Genomic DNA, 14,471 nt, shown 5'->3' with positions numbered 1-14,471 from the left:
ATGAATCTCAATATGCTTTACAGTGACTGAGTGCACTGGCTAACTGAACCTTTTTCCGCCGACTTCTTCCTCCGGGCCCTCCTCGGTGGTGCCTTCGTCGCGATCATCTGCGGTGTCGTCGGCACCTGGGTCGTCATTCGAGGGATGGCGTTCCTTGGCGAAGCCATAGGTCACGGGATGCTGCCAGGGGTGGCCCTGGCAACGGTAGCCGGCGCCCCGGCAATAGTGGGCGGGGCGGCGAGCGCCGTCGTCATGAGTGCGATGATCAGCCTGCTGCAACGGCGCGGCCGCTTGTCATATGACACCAGCATCGGCCTTCTCTTCGTCTCGATGCTGTCGCTCGGTGTCATTATCGTGTCCCACTCACGCTCTTTCGCCACAGATGCAACTGCCATGCTGTTTGGTGACATCCTCGCCATGGACGATGGTGACCTGCTTGGGCTGCTCCTGGCGGCGTTTGCCACAGTGGCCCTTGCCGTCATCCTCCACCGCAATTTCGTGGCCGCCGCGTTTGATACACGGATCGCACAAACCCTGGGACTCCGCCCGCAGGTAGCCCAGCTGGCACTGGTGGGTTTGGTAACGCTTGCTGTTGTCTCGTCCTATCAGGCCGTGGGGTCGCTTCTGGTGGTGGGACTCCTGCTTGCGCCGGCAGTTGCTGCCAGCCCATGGACACGCAGCATTCCGGCCCGTATGGGCTTAGCAGCCTTCTTCGGCGTCGGGGCGGTAGCTCTTGGCCTGCTGTGTTCCTGGTATGCCGGCACAGCGGCCGGCGCGTCCATTGCCATGGCCGCCATTACTCTGGCCGCCTTCTCCGCTATCGGTGGGCACCTAAACACCGGACGCAGCACGCGGGCGGCCAAAATCCCTGCGCCGGAACCGGCCCCTGTCTTTGTATCCCTCACTGGAAAGTAATCATGAACCTCCGTACAAAAACGGTGGCACTAGCCACGCTGGCACTGCTCTTGCTTGCGGGGTGTGGCAACCCGCCCACTGCGCAGGCGCCGCAACCTGACGCGAGCGAACCGGCGTCGACCGGTGACGGGCACGGGGCAATCACCGGAGTGTCCGAGGTCGCTGAACCGCAGCTTCACCTTGTGGCCATCGACGCCGAAGGCGAAACCTCCATGCTGGACCTCCTGAACGGGACACAGTCCCGGCTGGGAAAAGTCCGGTCTCCGGCTGAGGTCAGCACCGATGGGCGTTACGTCTTTGCAGCCGGCAACACCGGTGTGGACATTGTGGATAGTGGGGCGTGGACCTGGGATCACGTGGATCACTTCCACTACTACCGGGGCGAAGCGAGGAATATTGGCAGGGTTGACGGTGAAGGTACTGCGACCATTGCCACGGGGATGTTGTCCACGGCCGGCACAACCGGAATGTTCTTCCCGGCCTCAGGGGAGGCGGTACTCCTGGATAATCCCGCCCTCTCCGCCGGGACCATCGCCGAGACCATCCGCTTGAAGACCGAACCGCACGCAGGCCTGATCGCTCCACTGGGTGAGGGGGCTGTGGTCACGGAACCCGACAATGCAGGAAAGGCCGCCCGCCTGCGAGCCATTGACATCGACGGTAAGGAACTGGCCACCACCGAATGCCCGGCAGCGGCCGGAACCATCACCACCAGGGTGGGATTGGTGGTTGGCTGCTCGGATGGTGCGGTAATCGCCACCGTGGAAGGGTCAACGCCAGTATTCGAGAAGGTTCCCTACCCGGAGGGTGTCGCTGCCCCGGCAACCGAATTCGACGGACGCAAAAGCAGGCCCACGATTGCCGGCCTCAGCACTGATTCCGGTGTCTGGCTCCTGAATTCCCGGCAGCGCACGTGGGAATGGCTGCCGACCAGTACCCCCGTTATCGCTGCCGCAGCAGTCGACGACGCCGACCACCACGTGGTGGCCATCGGCACCGACGGCACGGTTCAGGTATATGACGGATCATCCAAAGAACAGATCTCCAGTACGAAACCGCTGCTGGCCGCATCACTGGCTGATCCAGCGTTCGCCGACAAGGTTCAACTCACCGTCGACGCCCAACGCGCCTACGTCAACGCGCCCGGCGAGGGCGTGGTCTATGAACTTGACTACGCCGATGGAGCCCGGATTGCCCGGTCCCTCGAGTTGCCTACAAAGCCGGTTCATGTCGTGGAGACCGGACGATGAGGCGGGCGGCACTCCTCGCCGTCACCGCGGTGGTCGGGCTGGTTCTCTCGGGTTGCTCCCAACCCGGGACGCCGGAGAAGCCGCAGGTAGTGGTGACAACCAACATTCTGGGCGACATCACCAAAGAGGTCCTCGGCGACCAGGCAGAAGTAACTACCCTCATGCAACCCAATGCTGATCCGCACTCCTTCGAGATATCGGCCCAGCAAGCGGCACTCATGGGCGGTGCGGACCTTGTGGTCTCAAATGGCCTCGGCTTGGAGGAAGGGCTGCAGCAACACCTGGACAGGGCCGCGAAAGCCGGCGCCCCGGTAATGGCGGCAGGTGAGGTGATCGACGTCGTGCCTTACAGTTCCGGTGATGCTGAAGGGGCGCCGGACCCTCACTTCTGGACCGATCCGGCGGCCATGACCGACGTCGTGGATGCCGTAGAAGGCGCCGCACGCGATATCGAAGGAATTGACTCCGCCCGGCTTGCTGCCAGCGCAGGGGCTTATCGGGAAAAGCTCACCCAATTGGACAGGGAAATGACTCGCGCGTTCTCTGCCATCCCCAAGGAGCGACGGGCCTTGGTCACAAACCACCACGTTTTTGGTTACCTTGCCAAACGCTTCGACTTCCAGGTTGTTGGTGCGGTCATCCCCGGGGGGACCACTTTGGCAGCCCCGAGCGCTGCTGACCTTCGCCAACTCAGCGAGGCTATCCGCAGCGCCGGTGTCCCCACCATTTTCGCGGACTCATCCCAGCCCGACCGGCTGGTGCAAGTCCTCGCCAGTGAAGCCGGCGTCAACGTTGAGGTCGCACAGCTCTTTACCGAATCGCTGACAGGACCCGACGGCGGCGCACCAACCTACCTGGACATGATGCGCTCCAATACTGAGCGCATTGTCTCCGGGCTCAAACCTTGATCACTTCACCCGCCCTTCAACACCACAACAGAATGAGGAACCTTTACATGCTCCGCCAAAGAAGCACCCGCCTGGGTGGCATCGCACTGATTGCCGGGATGACGCTCCTGGCCACCGCCTGCGCCAACACCACACCAGGCAGCACCACAGCCGATACATCCGAGACCCCCCGTGCATCGTCCAAGGACTCAGCCGAAGCACACGGGCGCGTCGCCATCTCCTACCCGGGAGGCATCAGCGTCCTTGATAGCAGAACACTCGAGGTCGTCAAGAAGTTCGACTCCGAGGAGTTCACCAGGCTGAACGCTGCCGGGGACGGTCGTCATGTCTTTGTCACCACCAAGGCTGGCTTCCAGTTGCTGGACACGGTGGAACCCAGGCTCACCGATCTGCGGGTTGACGCGACGGCGGCGGGCCACGTGGTGCGTCACGCCGGCAACACCGTCTTGTTCGACGACGGGACGGGCACCACCACCATCGTGAAGACCGACGAGCTCGCCAAAGCGGAGGGTGCCTTGCCTACGGCACAGACTTACAAGGCTGAATCCGCACACCACGGTGTGTCGATCGTGCTGGAGGACGGGAAGCTTCTCACCACCCTAGGGGACAAAACGTCACGCAACGGCGCTATGGCACTCGAATCCCACGGCGACCACTGGGACAAAGTAGCCGAAAGCAAAGAATGCCCCGGCATCCATGGCGAGGGAACTGCAGCGGACGAGGCAGTGATCTTCGGCTGCGAGGACGGCGCTCTCCTCTACCACCACGGAAAGTTCGAGAAGTTCACAGCACCGGACAAATACGGTCGGATGGGCAATGCATTCGTTTCTGAGACCAGCCCGATTGTGGTGGGTGACTACAAGACTGATCCTGACGCTGAAGGCTACCTTCTTAACTCGGTGGCGCTGATCGACACCGAAAAGCACACTTTCAACGTGGTCAAGCTCCCCGAAACCGTCCAGTACACCTTCCGGGATGTAGCCCGGGGGCCGGGAGACCTTGCGTACATCCTCTCCACGGACGGCTCAATCCATGTGCTTGATCCCAAGGACGGCAAGATCGTCAAGGAATTCCCCGTAATCAAAGCCTGGGAAGGCCCTGCCGAATGGCAGGACGCCCACCCCGCCATCGTGGTCAACGGCAACAACGCTTATGTCACTGAACCGGCAGCAAACACCGTACATTCAGTGGATCTGACCACGGGGAAGGTCACAGCATCGTCCAAGCTTGATGTAGTGCCCAACGAAATCGCCATCACCCTCGGATCGCACTGACCTTTTAGCATCTGAAGTACAAACAATGGCAGGACCACCAGTGGGTGGTCCTGCCCTTGTTGCGTTGGGTCGCACTCCTGCGCCCGTCGGTCGGGCTACCTGTTGCGATGGTGTGCGGGAGCGTTTCCCTACGCTTGCCGAACCGGTTCGTCGGCGTGTATCCGCCCCGAGCTACGTGATGCCCGTGGGAACCAGCAGCGCCCAGGCAAGTGCGGGTGCCACCAGGACTACTCCGCCTGCGTACATCATCAGCTGCTTGTAGACGCGCTGACGATCGTCTTCACGGGCGTTGGCTACAACCAGTGCTCCGTCGGTGGAGAACGGCGAAACGTCAACGACAGTTGCTGCGATGGCCAGGGCCGCCACTGTCCCCGACGCACTGAGTGAGCTCGTCGCCAGCAGAGGACCGGCCAGTGGGATGAAGGCCGTCAGGAGTGCGGTGGACGAGGCGAATGCCGAACCGACACCGATCACGTAGCAGAGCACCAGGGCGATGAGCAGCGGCGCTCCGAGTGCAAGGGCTTGCTCGGCGAGGGTATCGATGACTCCGACGTGCTGGAGCAGGGAAACGTAGGTGATCATACCGGCGACGAGGAGAACGGTTGACCAGGAGACTCCGCCGATGAAGGTCTGGTGCTCTTTGATGTTGACCAGCGCCAGCAGGAGCCCCGCTGAGAGAGCGACGAAGCCAATCGGCATGTGGAAGCCCAAAGCGCAGACGAGCATGGCGACGATGAGTCCCAAGGTGAGGATCTGCTGGCCGTGAGGCCGGGTGGCGCGTGCCTCGAGGTCGGCGTGCTGGCCGCCTGCGCCGTCGCGAAGTTTGCCCAAGAGGGCGAACAGGACCACGGTGAGGACTGACAGGATGAGATTCAGCGCGAAGCTCGCTCCGAAAAGTGCGCCTTGGGAGATCGGGAAGCCGTTCTTCACAGCGATGTCATGCACCAGAACGCCGGCCACGGAGAGCGGGGAGAAACCGCCGGCGTGGGCTCCGTTGATAATGAAGGCGCCCATGAGGACCGGGTGGATGCGTGATTCGTAGGCCAGTCCGATTGCGGCGGGTGCCAGCAGCGCTACGGCGGCGGGAGAGAACGTGCCCAAAGCAGTGAGTGATGCTGCCAGGAGGAAGAATACCCACGGCAGAAGCAACGTTTTGCCGCGAACAAGCCGGACGCAGTTCTGGACGATGATGTCTATGGTCCCGTTCCTCTGGGCCATGCTGAAGAAGTACGTGACACCAATGATCGTGATCACGATGTTGGCGGGGAAATCGGCAAGGATCTCCTTGTCGGTCATACCGAGCATGAAGTAGCCCACGCCGAAGGAGGCCACGAGTCCCATGACGCCGATGTTCAAAGGCCATTTCGTTGCGACGACGAACATCACCACGAGGATTACCAGCGGGATGATCTGGGTGGCTGTCATGGTCGGCTCCGATTCCGGGGTAGCCGCCGGGTTGAAGATGGCACCCCCGAGCAGGATGGCAGCCAGACCCAGGATGACAGAAGCGGCAACCGTTATGAGCAGGATACGGCGGCGGTTGTTGGGGCGCTGGGAAGGTTCTTCACGGATGTCGCTCTCAGCTTCGGGCGCTGGTTTGAAAATAGTCTTAGCCATGGTGCTTTCTCCTCATCGAGTGGCTGTTGCTAGTGAGGCTTCGACGACGTTGCCGAGAGTCTCCGGGAGATGAATGATGCTGGAGGCGATGGTGCGCGCTGTTCGGTCGACGCCCACCAGGACGGACCCGTCTTGTTCCTCGCTCCAGGTTTCGATGACGCCGGCAGGCGTCCTGAGTTTCAGAACTGATTCGTCTGTGGTGCCGGTGATGGTGTTCAGCACGGTGCCGGGTGTACGGGCTGCGAGCGTTAGCGCAATGCTGCCGGTGATGGCCAGGGCGGGATGCGGCTTGCCCATGGAGAGCATCATGACGTTGACGTCACATTCCGCGTCAGGCCCTTCGGGAGGCCCAACGATTGCGAGTTTGGGAACAGCCCGCGCGGATTGGGCGGGAGTCGCAGCCATTCCCATCCGGACAGCTGCCTGGCGACGGATGTTGTCCAGGGTGTCCAGTTGCAATTCGACGCCGGCTTTCCACGTGTCATAGCGGGCAGTGTCCAGTCCAAGCTCCTCAGCCCGCACCATGACCACAGGTGCGCCCGCGTCTACCATGGAAACCGTCCAACGGGTTCCGCCGGCAACGATTGTGTCAGTCGCCGAGCCGGTGGGAAGCAAACGTCCGGTGGTCTTGCCGGCCGGATTCTGGAAGCCGAGGCCCACTCTGTAACCGGGAAACACGACGCCGGGCATCTGTGCGTCAGGGACGATCGGCAGGGCACCGGCGGGAGTTGAAACCCGCTGAATGATGATCTGGCCCGTGTTGGTATTCCGGGTGACGATCCTGGTGGAATCGCCGTCGGGCACCACCCACCCTTTCTCGATGGCATAGAGACCCACAACCGCCGAGCAGTTCCCGCAGTTGCTGCCCCAGTCAACGGAGGCTTCTTCGATGCCCACCTGGGCGAAAGTAAATTCGACATCCACATCACGGTCCGCCGGGCGGCTAAGGATCATCGCCTTGCTGGTGGTTGAAGTAGCCCCGCCCACGCCATCGATCTGCCGTGAATCCGGGCTTCCGAAGAGTCGTGGCAGGAGATCGTCCAGGTTGGCGCCTGCCCTCTCCAAGTGATCAGTTTCAAAGACCCAGCACTTGCTGGTGCCTCCACGCATCCATTCGGCTTCGATCTTCATTGTGTTTCCCTGCTTCCCGTGGCGCTTAGTGAACTTGTGGCCTATAACGAGAATGATCCGGATCACATGTGAAGACAATGTTGGAAAGATGAGGGGGAGTGTAGGAATGCTTCAACCACTGTGGCGTAGGCCCGAGGTGTTTCACCTTTGCACTATCCCAAGCGGTCTTTCATGCGAAAATTCCTCTCCATGGCTGGAGACTGCATAGAATGAACCAAAGAAGAAGAAGGGTGAAGCCTTGCTTAACGATGAGAATTTAGATTTGTTCGATATCCGGCGGCTGGCCCTCCTGGTAGAGGTGGTTGAGCAGGGATCAATCACGGCGGCGGCTGACATTATGATGTATTCGCCCTCAGCCGTCTCGCAGCAGTTGCGGAAACTGGAGCAGGAAGTGGGCCAGCCCCTCCTCAACCGTAGATCCCGCGGAGTGGTTCCCACCGAGGCGGGTCAGGTGCTGGCGGGGCATGCTCGGAAGATCGTAGGACAGATGAGGGCAGCCAGGTCCGACCTGGGCCAGATCGCGGGTTTGAGGCGTGGCTCGTTGACGGTCGGTACGTTCCCCACGCTGGCCGGTTCCTTCTTGCCATTGGTGATTCGCGCGTTCAAAAAGCGATACCCGGCGATTGGCCTCTCAGTGCGCAGCGCCCGCTTCGATGAGCTCGTCTCGGACCTGGAATCCGGAGTGACGGGACTGTGCTTGCTCTGGGACTATCCTTGGAACCGGTTCAATGACGAGGCCATTCGGATCACGGAGGTGTTCCAGGAGAGCACGGTGATCCTCGTAGCCAAGGGGCACCCCCTCGCTGAGCGTGATGAAGTGTCCATGAAGGAGCTCCGAAAGGAGTCCTGGATAGTCCGCGCGGAGGCCCACCCTGTAGTAGAGGTACTTCAGCGATCTGCGCACGACGCCGGCTTTGAGCCGAACATCGGCTTCCTTGCCAATGATTACCAAGAGGCTCAAGCCATGGTCAGTGTTGGAATGGGGGTGGCGATGGTCCCCAAGACGGCGGTGGCTCTGCAGCATCCGGATGTCAGGATCCTAAGCCTCGGTGCTGACGCCCCACTGCGCCGGGTTCTTCTCGCCCAGCGCCAGGACAAGGTGTATGCACCGGCTGAGGTTGCCTTCCACTCAACCCTTCTGGAGATTGCCCGTGAACGTGGCAGCGACTACCTCTGAGGCGTTGCCCCACCCTGGGCAGCATGCAGGTCCTGTCGAAGTGAATGGTGCACGGAAGATGTGGGGATGAAAAGCCGGATGAACGCAGCCGTGATGGCCCCGAGCGCGGACAGGAAGATCCAGGGAGCGAGGGCGGTGGCTGACGGCGTGTAGGCGAGTTCGTAAAGGGGAGCAAGGGCTGTGTTGCCCAGGACAACCGCCAGGCCTCCAGCGCTTGCCAGCAAGCCATAGTACGCGCCGGTAGGGCGTCCGCCCGCAAACTCCAGGACCAGGCCCATTGCGACGGGCAACACACACATGTTGCCCAGTGCTGTACCCGTCACCAGCACTAGGGCTGGAAGGATCGGCAGCCAGTTCGGCGGGGGAAAAATCGCCAGAACTCCCAATGAAGCGAAGCCGAGGGACTGCAATGCGAAACCTAGGGGAAGGGCGATCCTGGGTCCGGCTTTTCGCATGAGGCCTGCTATTGGCCACTGCAAGGTGATGGTCAGGACGGATGCGTAGGCAAAGACGAGCGCCAGTGAGCTTGCACCGGCCCCGCTCCGCTCGAGTTCTACCGGAAGTCCGAAGTACAGCTGGTTGGTCGCTACCAGGTTGACGCTGAAAAAGGCCGCGAACCCGATGAACTTTTTGTCCTTCAGGCAGGACCAGAGGTCCGACGGCGGCACGCGGCCGGTTAGTTCGACGGGAGTTTTGGTCGTGTGGGCGTTCTTTGGCAGGAAGAGCCAAAAGACCACTGCCATCACGGTAAAAACGGCGGCTGCCGCCAGTAGCGAAGTGTCAAAGCCTGTATTCAGGAGGAAGCTTCCCAGCAAGGGGCCCACCACCACGCCTACTTCACCGCAGATCACAAGCAGCGCAAAGAGGCTGGACCTGTTGTTCTGCCCGGGGGCATTGCTTCCGGCGCGATCGGCGTTCTTGGAAGAACTGCGCTCGGCGGCCACGCCCGCGAGGCTTTGCAATGCTGGGGAGAACAATGCCCCGCCTATCCCGGTGACCACGGCTCCGATCAGGAACAGTGTGAAGTCGGCAGCCCAAGCCAGGAGCAAGAATCCGGTAATGCGGACAAGGCATCCCGTGATCATGGACTGGCGTGCTCCCCATCGGTCTGCAAGCGCCCCACCGAACAGGAACATTCCCTGTTGGGCGAAGGTGCGTGCCCCCAGGACGATGCCAATCGCCATCGCGCCCATTCCGAAGTCATCTCGCATGGTCACCGCAAGGAAGGGCACAACTGCGTAGAAGCCGATGTTGAAAATCAGTTGACTGGCGAGCAGCAATTGCGGGGCAGGTTCATCCCTCGCAGGACGTAAACCGGTGCGTTTCGAACGAAGGGTGCGCGCCGCCGTCGGACTCATCTTTTGCTGCCGTGTGTCGGGGCTGGCCATGGTGGATCCTTATCTAACGGCGCTGGACTCCATCAGCCTATCAAGAATGAGTCGCAATAATGCTTGTATTTCGAACTGCGTCCGGTGCGGTAGGCGAGGGCGCCTTCCTCGGGAGGAAGGCGCCCCTGATCGCTGTCTGTCGCGCCCGGTTGAGTGTGGGATCAGCGCAAGTTTGTGAATGCCTTGGCCATGCCCTCTATCAGGCGATCAGCATCGCTGCTGGAGAACGGCATGGGTGGGCGCAGTTTCAGGACATTGCCTTGGGCGCCGCAGGCAGAGATGAGAATTCGATCCTGGCGCAAGGAATTAACAATTTCCGCTGCTGCCACCCCATCGGGTGACAGGGTGGCTCGGTCGGTGACGAGATCGACCCCAATAAAGAAACCGCTACCGCGAACTTCTGCGACCTGTTCCAGGCCGTGCGAAAGACTCTTCAGCTCGGAGATGATCTTTCCGCCCACCTTCAGGGCGTTCTCAATGAGTGATTCCTCGCGGATGACATCCAGGACTGCCTGAGCGGCAGCGATCGCTACTGAGTTCCCGCCGAACGTGTTGAAGTACCGGATATTCTTTCCGAACTCCACGAGGAGTTCGGGCTTGAAAATCGCTGCCGCTACGGGGATGCCGTTGCCCATAGGCTTGCCAATGGTCACGATATCCGGGACTATTCCGTGGCGCTGGAAGCCCCACCATTCCTGGCCGGTGCGGCCAAAGCCTGGCTGCACTTCATCGGCGATATACAAGCCCCCCGCAGCATGGACCTCATCGATGATGGGGTGGAGGAAGCCTGTTGGCCCGGCGAAAACACCGTCCGAAGAAAAGATGCTGTCGGCAATGAACGCAGCTACTCCGATTCCGTGCCGGTGCAGGTCAGCGATGGCGGCACGTACCTGATCCCTCAGGTGCTCCTCCAAGGAGCCTTTGTCCGAGGCGTGCCGCAGGGCATCCGGCGCGTCGATGACGCGGACGTTCGCGCCCAGCGGTACGCCGACACCCAGCGATGGCGAGAAAGATGACACTTCGGCGGTGAGCCCGTGGTACGCGCCGGAGGTGACGATGATGCCTTGGTTTCCCGTTGCGTACTTGGCGACGCGCATGGCCAAATCGTTGGCTTCGGACCCGGTGCAAGTGAACATGACATGGCCAAGTTCGGCAGGGAATGTAGCAAGTAGCTGTTCGGAGTATTCGAGAATGGACTCCTGGACGTAGCGGGTGTTGGTGTTCAGCGTCTGCATCTGTTGGTGCACGGCTTCGATGACACGAGGGTGGGCGTGGCCGACGGACGGAACGTTGTTGTAGACGTCGAGGTAATCATTGCCGTCCCGGTCGAACAGCGTCACGCCCTTGCCGCGAACGATTTCCAAGGGTTCGTCATAGAAAAGCCGGTAGCTCGGACCCAGGCTTTGGTCCCGGCGTCGAATGCTTTTCTGCATCTGCTCCGGGAGCTCATTGAGGCGGTTCGGGTCAAAGCCATTGATCATGGCCCGGGATGGCTTGCGAATGGTCTGGGGAGCGTTGCTCACGATGTCTCCTTGAATGCTGGTGGGTCGGGTTCAGGTGGTGGAGTGGAGTTTTGGTGCGGGCACTGCAGCTGTGAAGGCCAGGCGTTCCCAGTCCGGCTTTGAATGGGAGAGAAGATAGTCTCGCCTTTGGGGAAGCTGGCTGGCCCGCCACTGCGTTATCAGGGCCCGCAGCAGGAGGCGGGCCTTGGCTGAGACAATAAGGGCTTCCAGCTCCCGGGCAGGCAGCGGGCGGATGGTCAGGAAGCCATCCATGACGTGCAGAGCCTGTTCCCAAGGACTCTCGGGAACCGTCCCTAGAAGATTCGCCATAGTCACGCTGAGATCGAAGATCACGGGGGTTCGTACAACATCCCCAAAGTCGATAATGCCGGCCACATAGTCTGGCTTATGCGGATCGACCAGAACGTTGAAGGGGCTGAAATCCCCGTGTACAACCTGGGTGGAGAGGGTATCCAGAAGAGGAGCGACCTTTGCATCGAACTGATCGAAAATCTGCTCGGCCAGTCCGCGTCTCTGCTTCTCATCGATGTAGTCAAGCAAAGGACGCAGCCGGTGGAAGTGTTTAAGGTCCCAAAGGAGCATCCGGTCGGCGCGGGGATGGTCAAAACCCTGTAGGGCAAGACCAAGTTGGGCAAGGCTTGAGCCCACTGATTGAAGCTGGCCTGCCGACGCCGAATGGTTGGCCAGTAGCGCTCCAGGCATGAAGCGCATTACCCGCAATACGCGGCTAAAGGGACCATCGGTTGCCGCGAGGAGGACTTGAGGATTCCCGCTGCGGCTCCTCACGAGACGCTGTACGGGAAGTTCAGGGGCGGTCCGCTCCAAATGCTCCATGCATGCCGTCTGCAGTTCGACAATCAGCGGATCCTCATCGGCTGGTGAGACCTTGACCAAGTACGTTTCTTCTCCGTCGTGGAGTCTGAAGGTCTCATCTTTCTCCGTTGGAATACGGATAAGTGTTCCCTTTAGTTCGTAGAACTGTTGAAGTAGCTCCAGGACGTTGGGGTCCGTGAGCTGTGACTGCGAAGTTAGAAGCCCGCTTTCCGATGCCACGGCTTCGATAAAGGCAGAATCGGTAGTGACATCCATGTCTTAGGCTCCTGCCGTCCAGTGGGGAATGGGTGAACATTGAACGGCGTTGTTTGCTGTTCAACAGTTATACAAGGATGCCAGTGATAGGGCTATGGGTCAACTGTAGAACTGTTGACAATTTGAGCGACGCAGTCTTAGTCTCGACCCATAGCGCTGTAACGATTAGGACGACGAAGTCCTGGAGCGTTGGTATTTCCACCGGAGAGTCCGCCGCATGAACGGCCTCTGGACCTACGGACACACAAAGAACGGACGACTCATGGCAGACAGCAATTCACGGCCGAAGTACATCTCCTTTGACATCTACGGCACGTTGATCAACTGGGATACTGATTTCACCACCCGCCAGCTTCTCGCGGGTCGCTTGCCTGACGAGCAGTGGCCCGCGTTCAAGAAGGTGTTCCGCGGGTACCGATTCGACGAAGTTCTCGGCGATTACAAACCCTATGAACAGATCCTTCAGAATTCCTTCGATAGGGTCTGCAAGTTCTTCGGCATCGGGCCGACCCCTGGTGCAGGTGCGGTATTCGCGGAGACGGTCCGCGGCTTTAGCGCCCACGACGATGTGCCGGCTCCGTTGAAACTCATGGGCGATAACTACAAGTTAGTGGCGCTGTCCAATGCCGACGACAGCTTCCTCGACATCAGCATTCCCAAACTCGGCGCCGATTACCATGCAGTCTTGACCGCTGAGCAGGCCCAGGCTTACAAGCCTCGATACCAGGCCTTCGAATTCATGCTGGACACTCTGAATGCCAGGCCGGAGGACTTCCTGCACATCGCCTCGCACACGCGGTATGACATGCATCCCATGCACGACATGGGCTTCCGTAACCTGTGGGTGCTGGATCGTGGTTATGACCCCATTACTGGGGGCTACGACTACAACTCTGTGAAGTCATTGGACGAGATTAACGACTACCTCGGCCTCTAAGAAGCTGGGCTCCAAAGACCGTTGCTAAACCATCAAGCCCGGCCTGGGAACGTCCAGGTCGGGCTTGACGTGCCCTAGTTGGCTGAATGTCTCTGGGCGACAACCTGACGAATTGATTCCCGATACTGGATGATCGTGTCCGAGATGACCTTTTCGGCCAGGGCGGGGTCGCGGGAGTCGAGTGCGTCAACGATGTTCTGGTGCTCAGCTTCCAGTGAGTCCGGATCCTCGTACTCATGGTTCTCAATTGACAGCACAAACATGAAGTACCGCAATTCGGTAACCAATTGCTGATAGAAGATCCGCAATTTTTGGCTGCCGAGCAGTCCTACAATCGCACTGTGAACTGCAAGGTCCTTCTCGACAATCTTGAAAGGGTCTCCGCTTTTCAAGACCAAGCGGAATTCCTCCATAGCTGCATGCACTTCATCCATGGACGTGGTTTCGGAAATGCTCCGTGCCGCCGTGGTTTCCAAGTGATATCTCGCGTTATAGACGTCCATTATCTCAGCGTCCGTGGGATCCCACACGATTGCGCCCTGGTTGGCACGATGACGAATGAGACCGCCCGCTTGGACTATGCGGACGGCCTCGCGAACAGTATTCCTGGAAAGCCCCAAATTCTCGGCGAGCAGGCTCTCCCTCAAGCGTTCACCGGGTTTTAGACCTCCGCTGAGGATCATCGCGGCGAGGCCATCCGCGACCTGCTGCACCGTAGATGAATGGACAATTTTTATCTGCTCAACCATGGCTTCATGCTACAGGTGATATCAACTGTAGTGCTGTAGACCACCTTTTCGATGACAATGGGACACGTTCATGGTTAGAGGACCTGCTTGAGGAAGGTTTGGGTGCGGGGTTCTTTGGGGTTGGTGAGGACTTCGCGGGCGTCGCCGCGTTCTACGACGTTGCCTTCGTCCATGAAGATCAGGGAGTCGGCTACTTCGCGGGCGAAGCCCATTTCGTGGGTGACGACGACCATGGTCATGCCTTTTTTGGCGAGGTCTTGCATGACGTTGAGGACTTCGCCGACTTTTTCGGGGTCCAGGGCGGAGGTGGGTTCGTCGAAGAGGATGATTTCGGGGTTCATGGCCAGGGACCGGGCGATGGCGACGCGTTGTTGTTGTCCGCCGGAGAGTTCGGCGGGGTAGCGGTCTCCGAAGGCGCCGAGGCCGACGCTGGTGAGGAGTTCCTGGGCGTGTTTGGCGGATTGTTTTTTGTCGGCGCGTTTGACCAGGACGGGTCCGGCCATGACGTTTTCG

13 protein-coding genes are annotated in these 14,471 nt (G+C 60.0%); 6 read left to right on the top strand and 7 right to left on the bottom strand.

Annotation, left to right across the window (positions count from 1 at the left end; translation table 11 throughout):
• Positions 1 to 30 precede the first annotated feature (30 nt).
• The 4 genes from aztB to aztD are packed head-to-tail and all read left to right on the top strand — an operon-like array spanning position 31 to position 4,347.
• Positions 31 to 915, top strand: coding sequence for a zinc ABC transporter permease AztB (aztB, locus tag ACIQTW_RS11780; RefSeq protein ID WP_402936990.1), 885 nt, complete (start codon positions 31 to 33; stop codon positions 913 to 915).
• A gap of 2 nt (positions 916 to 917) precedes the next feature.
• Positions 918 to 2,165 (top strand): ABC transporter, encoded by a 1,248-nt coding sequence (locus ACIQTW_RS11775; protein WP_402936989.1) that lies wholly within the window; start codon positions 918 to 920, stop codon positions 2,163 to 2,165.
• Positions 2,162 to 3,073 (top strand): zinc ABC transporter substrate-binding protein AztC, encoded by a 912-nt coding sequence (gene aztC / locus ACIQTW_RS11770; protein WP_402936988.1) that lies wholly within the window; start codon positions 2,162 to 2,164, stop codon positions 3,071 to 3,073. Before ACIQTW_RS11775 ends, aztC begins: the two co-directional genes overlap by 4 nt.
• Before the next feature lie 32 nt (positions 3,074 to 3,105).
• Positions 3,106 to 4,347 carry a zinc metallochaperone AztD gene (gene aztD / locus ACIQTW_RS11765; RefSeq protein ID WP_402936987.1) on the top strand — a complete coding sequence of 414 codons (1,242 nt, stop codon included), beginning with the start codon at positions 3,106 to 3,108 and terminating at the stop codon, positions 4,345 to 4,347.
• Positions 4,348 to 4,518: 171 nt separating this feature from the next.
• On the opposite strand, the gene ACIQTW_RS11760 is transcribed toward aztD, so the two are convergent.
• Entirely contained in the window at positions 4,519 to 5,964 is a 1,446-nt protein-coding gene (locus ACIQTW_RS11760; protein WP_402936986.1) for an SLC13 family permease, read from the bottom strand.
• A 12-nt stretch (positions 5,965 to 5,976) separates the two neighbouring features.
• Positions 5,977 to 7,095: a PrpF domain-containing protein gene (locus tag ACIQTW_RS11755; protein ID WP_402936985.1), complete on the bottom strand. Its 1,119-nt coding sequence runs from the start codon at positions 7,093 to 7,095 to the stop codon at positions 5,977 to 5,979.
• A gap of 238 nt (positions 7,096 to 7,333) precedes the next feature.
• On the opposite strand from ACIQTW_RS11755, the gene ACIQTW_RS11750 reads away from it, so the two are divergent.
• Positions 7,334 to 8,272 carry a LysR family transcriptional regulator gene (locus ACIQTW_RS11750; RefSeq protein ID WP_091467125.1) on the top strand — a complete coding sequence of 313 codons (939 nt, stop codon included), beginning with the start codon at positions 7,334 to 7,336 and terminating at the stop codon, positions 8,270 to 8,272.
• Here the strand turns inward: ACIQTW_RS11750 and ACIQTW_RS11745 are convergent.
• From ACIQTW_RS11745 to ACIQTW_RS11735, 3 genes are all read right to left on the bottom strand, one after another.
• Complete coding sequence (locus tag ACIQTW_RS11745) at positions 8,263 to 9,660, bottom strand: MFS transporter (protein WP_402936984.1); 1,398 nt, start codon at positions 9,658 to 9,660, stop codon at positions 8,263 to 8,265. The two genes, ACIQTW_RS11750 and ACIQTW_RS11745, sit on opposite strands and share 10 nt — an antisense overlap.
• 161 nt (positions 9,661 to 9,821) lie before the next feature.
• Positions 9,822 to 11,183, bottom strand: a complete 1,362-nt coding sequence (locus ACIQTW_RS11740; RefSeq protein ID WP_402936983.1) for an aspartate aminotransferase family protein — start codon at positions 11,181 to 11,183, stop codon at positions 9,822 to 9,824.
• 30 nt (positions 11,184 to 11,213) lie between these two features.
• Positions 11,214 to 12,272 (bottom strand): phosphotransferase, encoded by a 1,059-nt coding sequence (locus ACIQTW_RS11735; protein ID WP_402936982.1) that lies wholly within the window; start codon positions 12,270 to 12,272, stop codon positions 11,214 to 11,216.
• Between the two features lie 217 nt (positions 12,273 to 12,489).
• Here ACIQTW_RS11735 and ACIQTW_RS11730 point away from each other — a divergent pair, with 217 nt between their 5' ends.
• Positions 12,490 to 13,209, top strand: coding sequence for a haloacid dehalogenase type II (locus ACIQTW_RS11730; RefSeq protein WP_402936981.1), 720 nt, complete (start codon positions 12,490 to 12,492; stop codon positions 13,207 to 13,209).
• Between the two features lie 74 nt (positions 13,210 to 13,283).
• Here ACIQTW_RS11730 and ACIQTW_RS11725 read toward each other — a convergent pair whose 3' ends face one another.
• Positions 13,284 to 13,958: a GntR family transcriptional regulator gene (locus ACIQTW_RS11725; protein WP_402936980.1), complete on the bottom strand. Its 675-nt coding sequence runs from the start codon at positions 13,956 to 13,958 to the stop codon at positions 13,284 to 13,286.
• Between the two features lie 74 nt (positions 13,959 to 14,032).
• Positions 14,033 to 14,471 (bottom strand): amino acid ABC transporter ATP-binding protein (locus ACIQTW_RS11720; RefSeq protein WP_402936979.1); only part of this gene is annotated, 439 nt, incomplete at its 5' end.

Origin of the sequence: Paenarthrobacter sp. NPDC090517 (genome assembly GCF_044769165.1) — a bacterium.
Lineage (GTDB): Bacteria > Actinomycetota > Actinomycetes > Actinomycetales > Micrococcaceae > Arthrobacter.
Note: the sequence above shows the minus strand (reverse complement) of the source record. Positions and strands in the feature narration are given on the sequence as shown.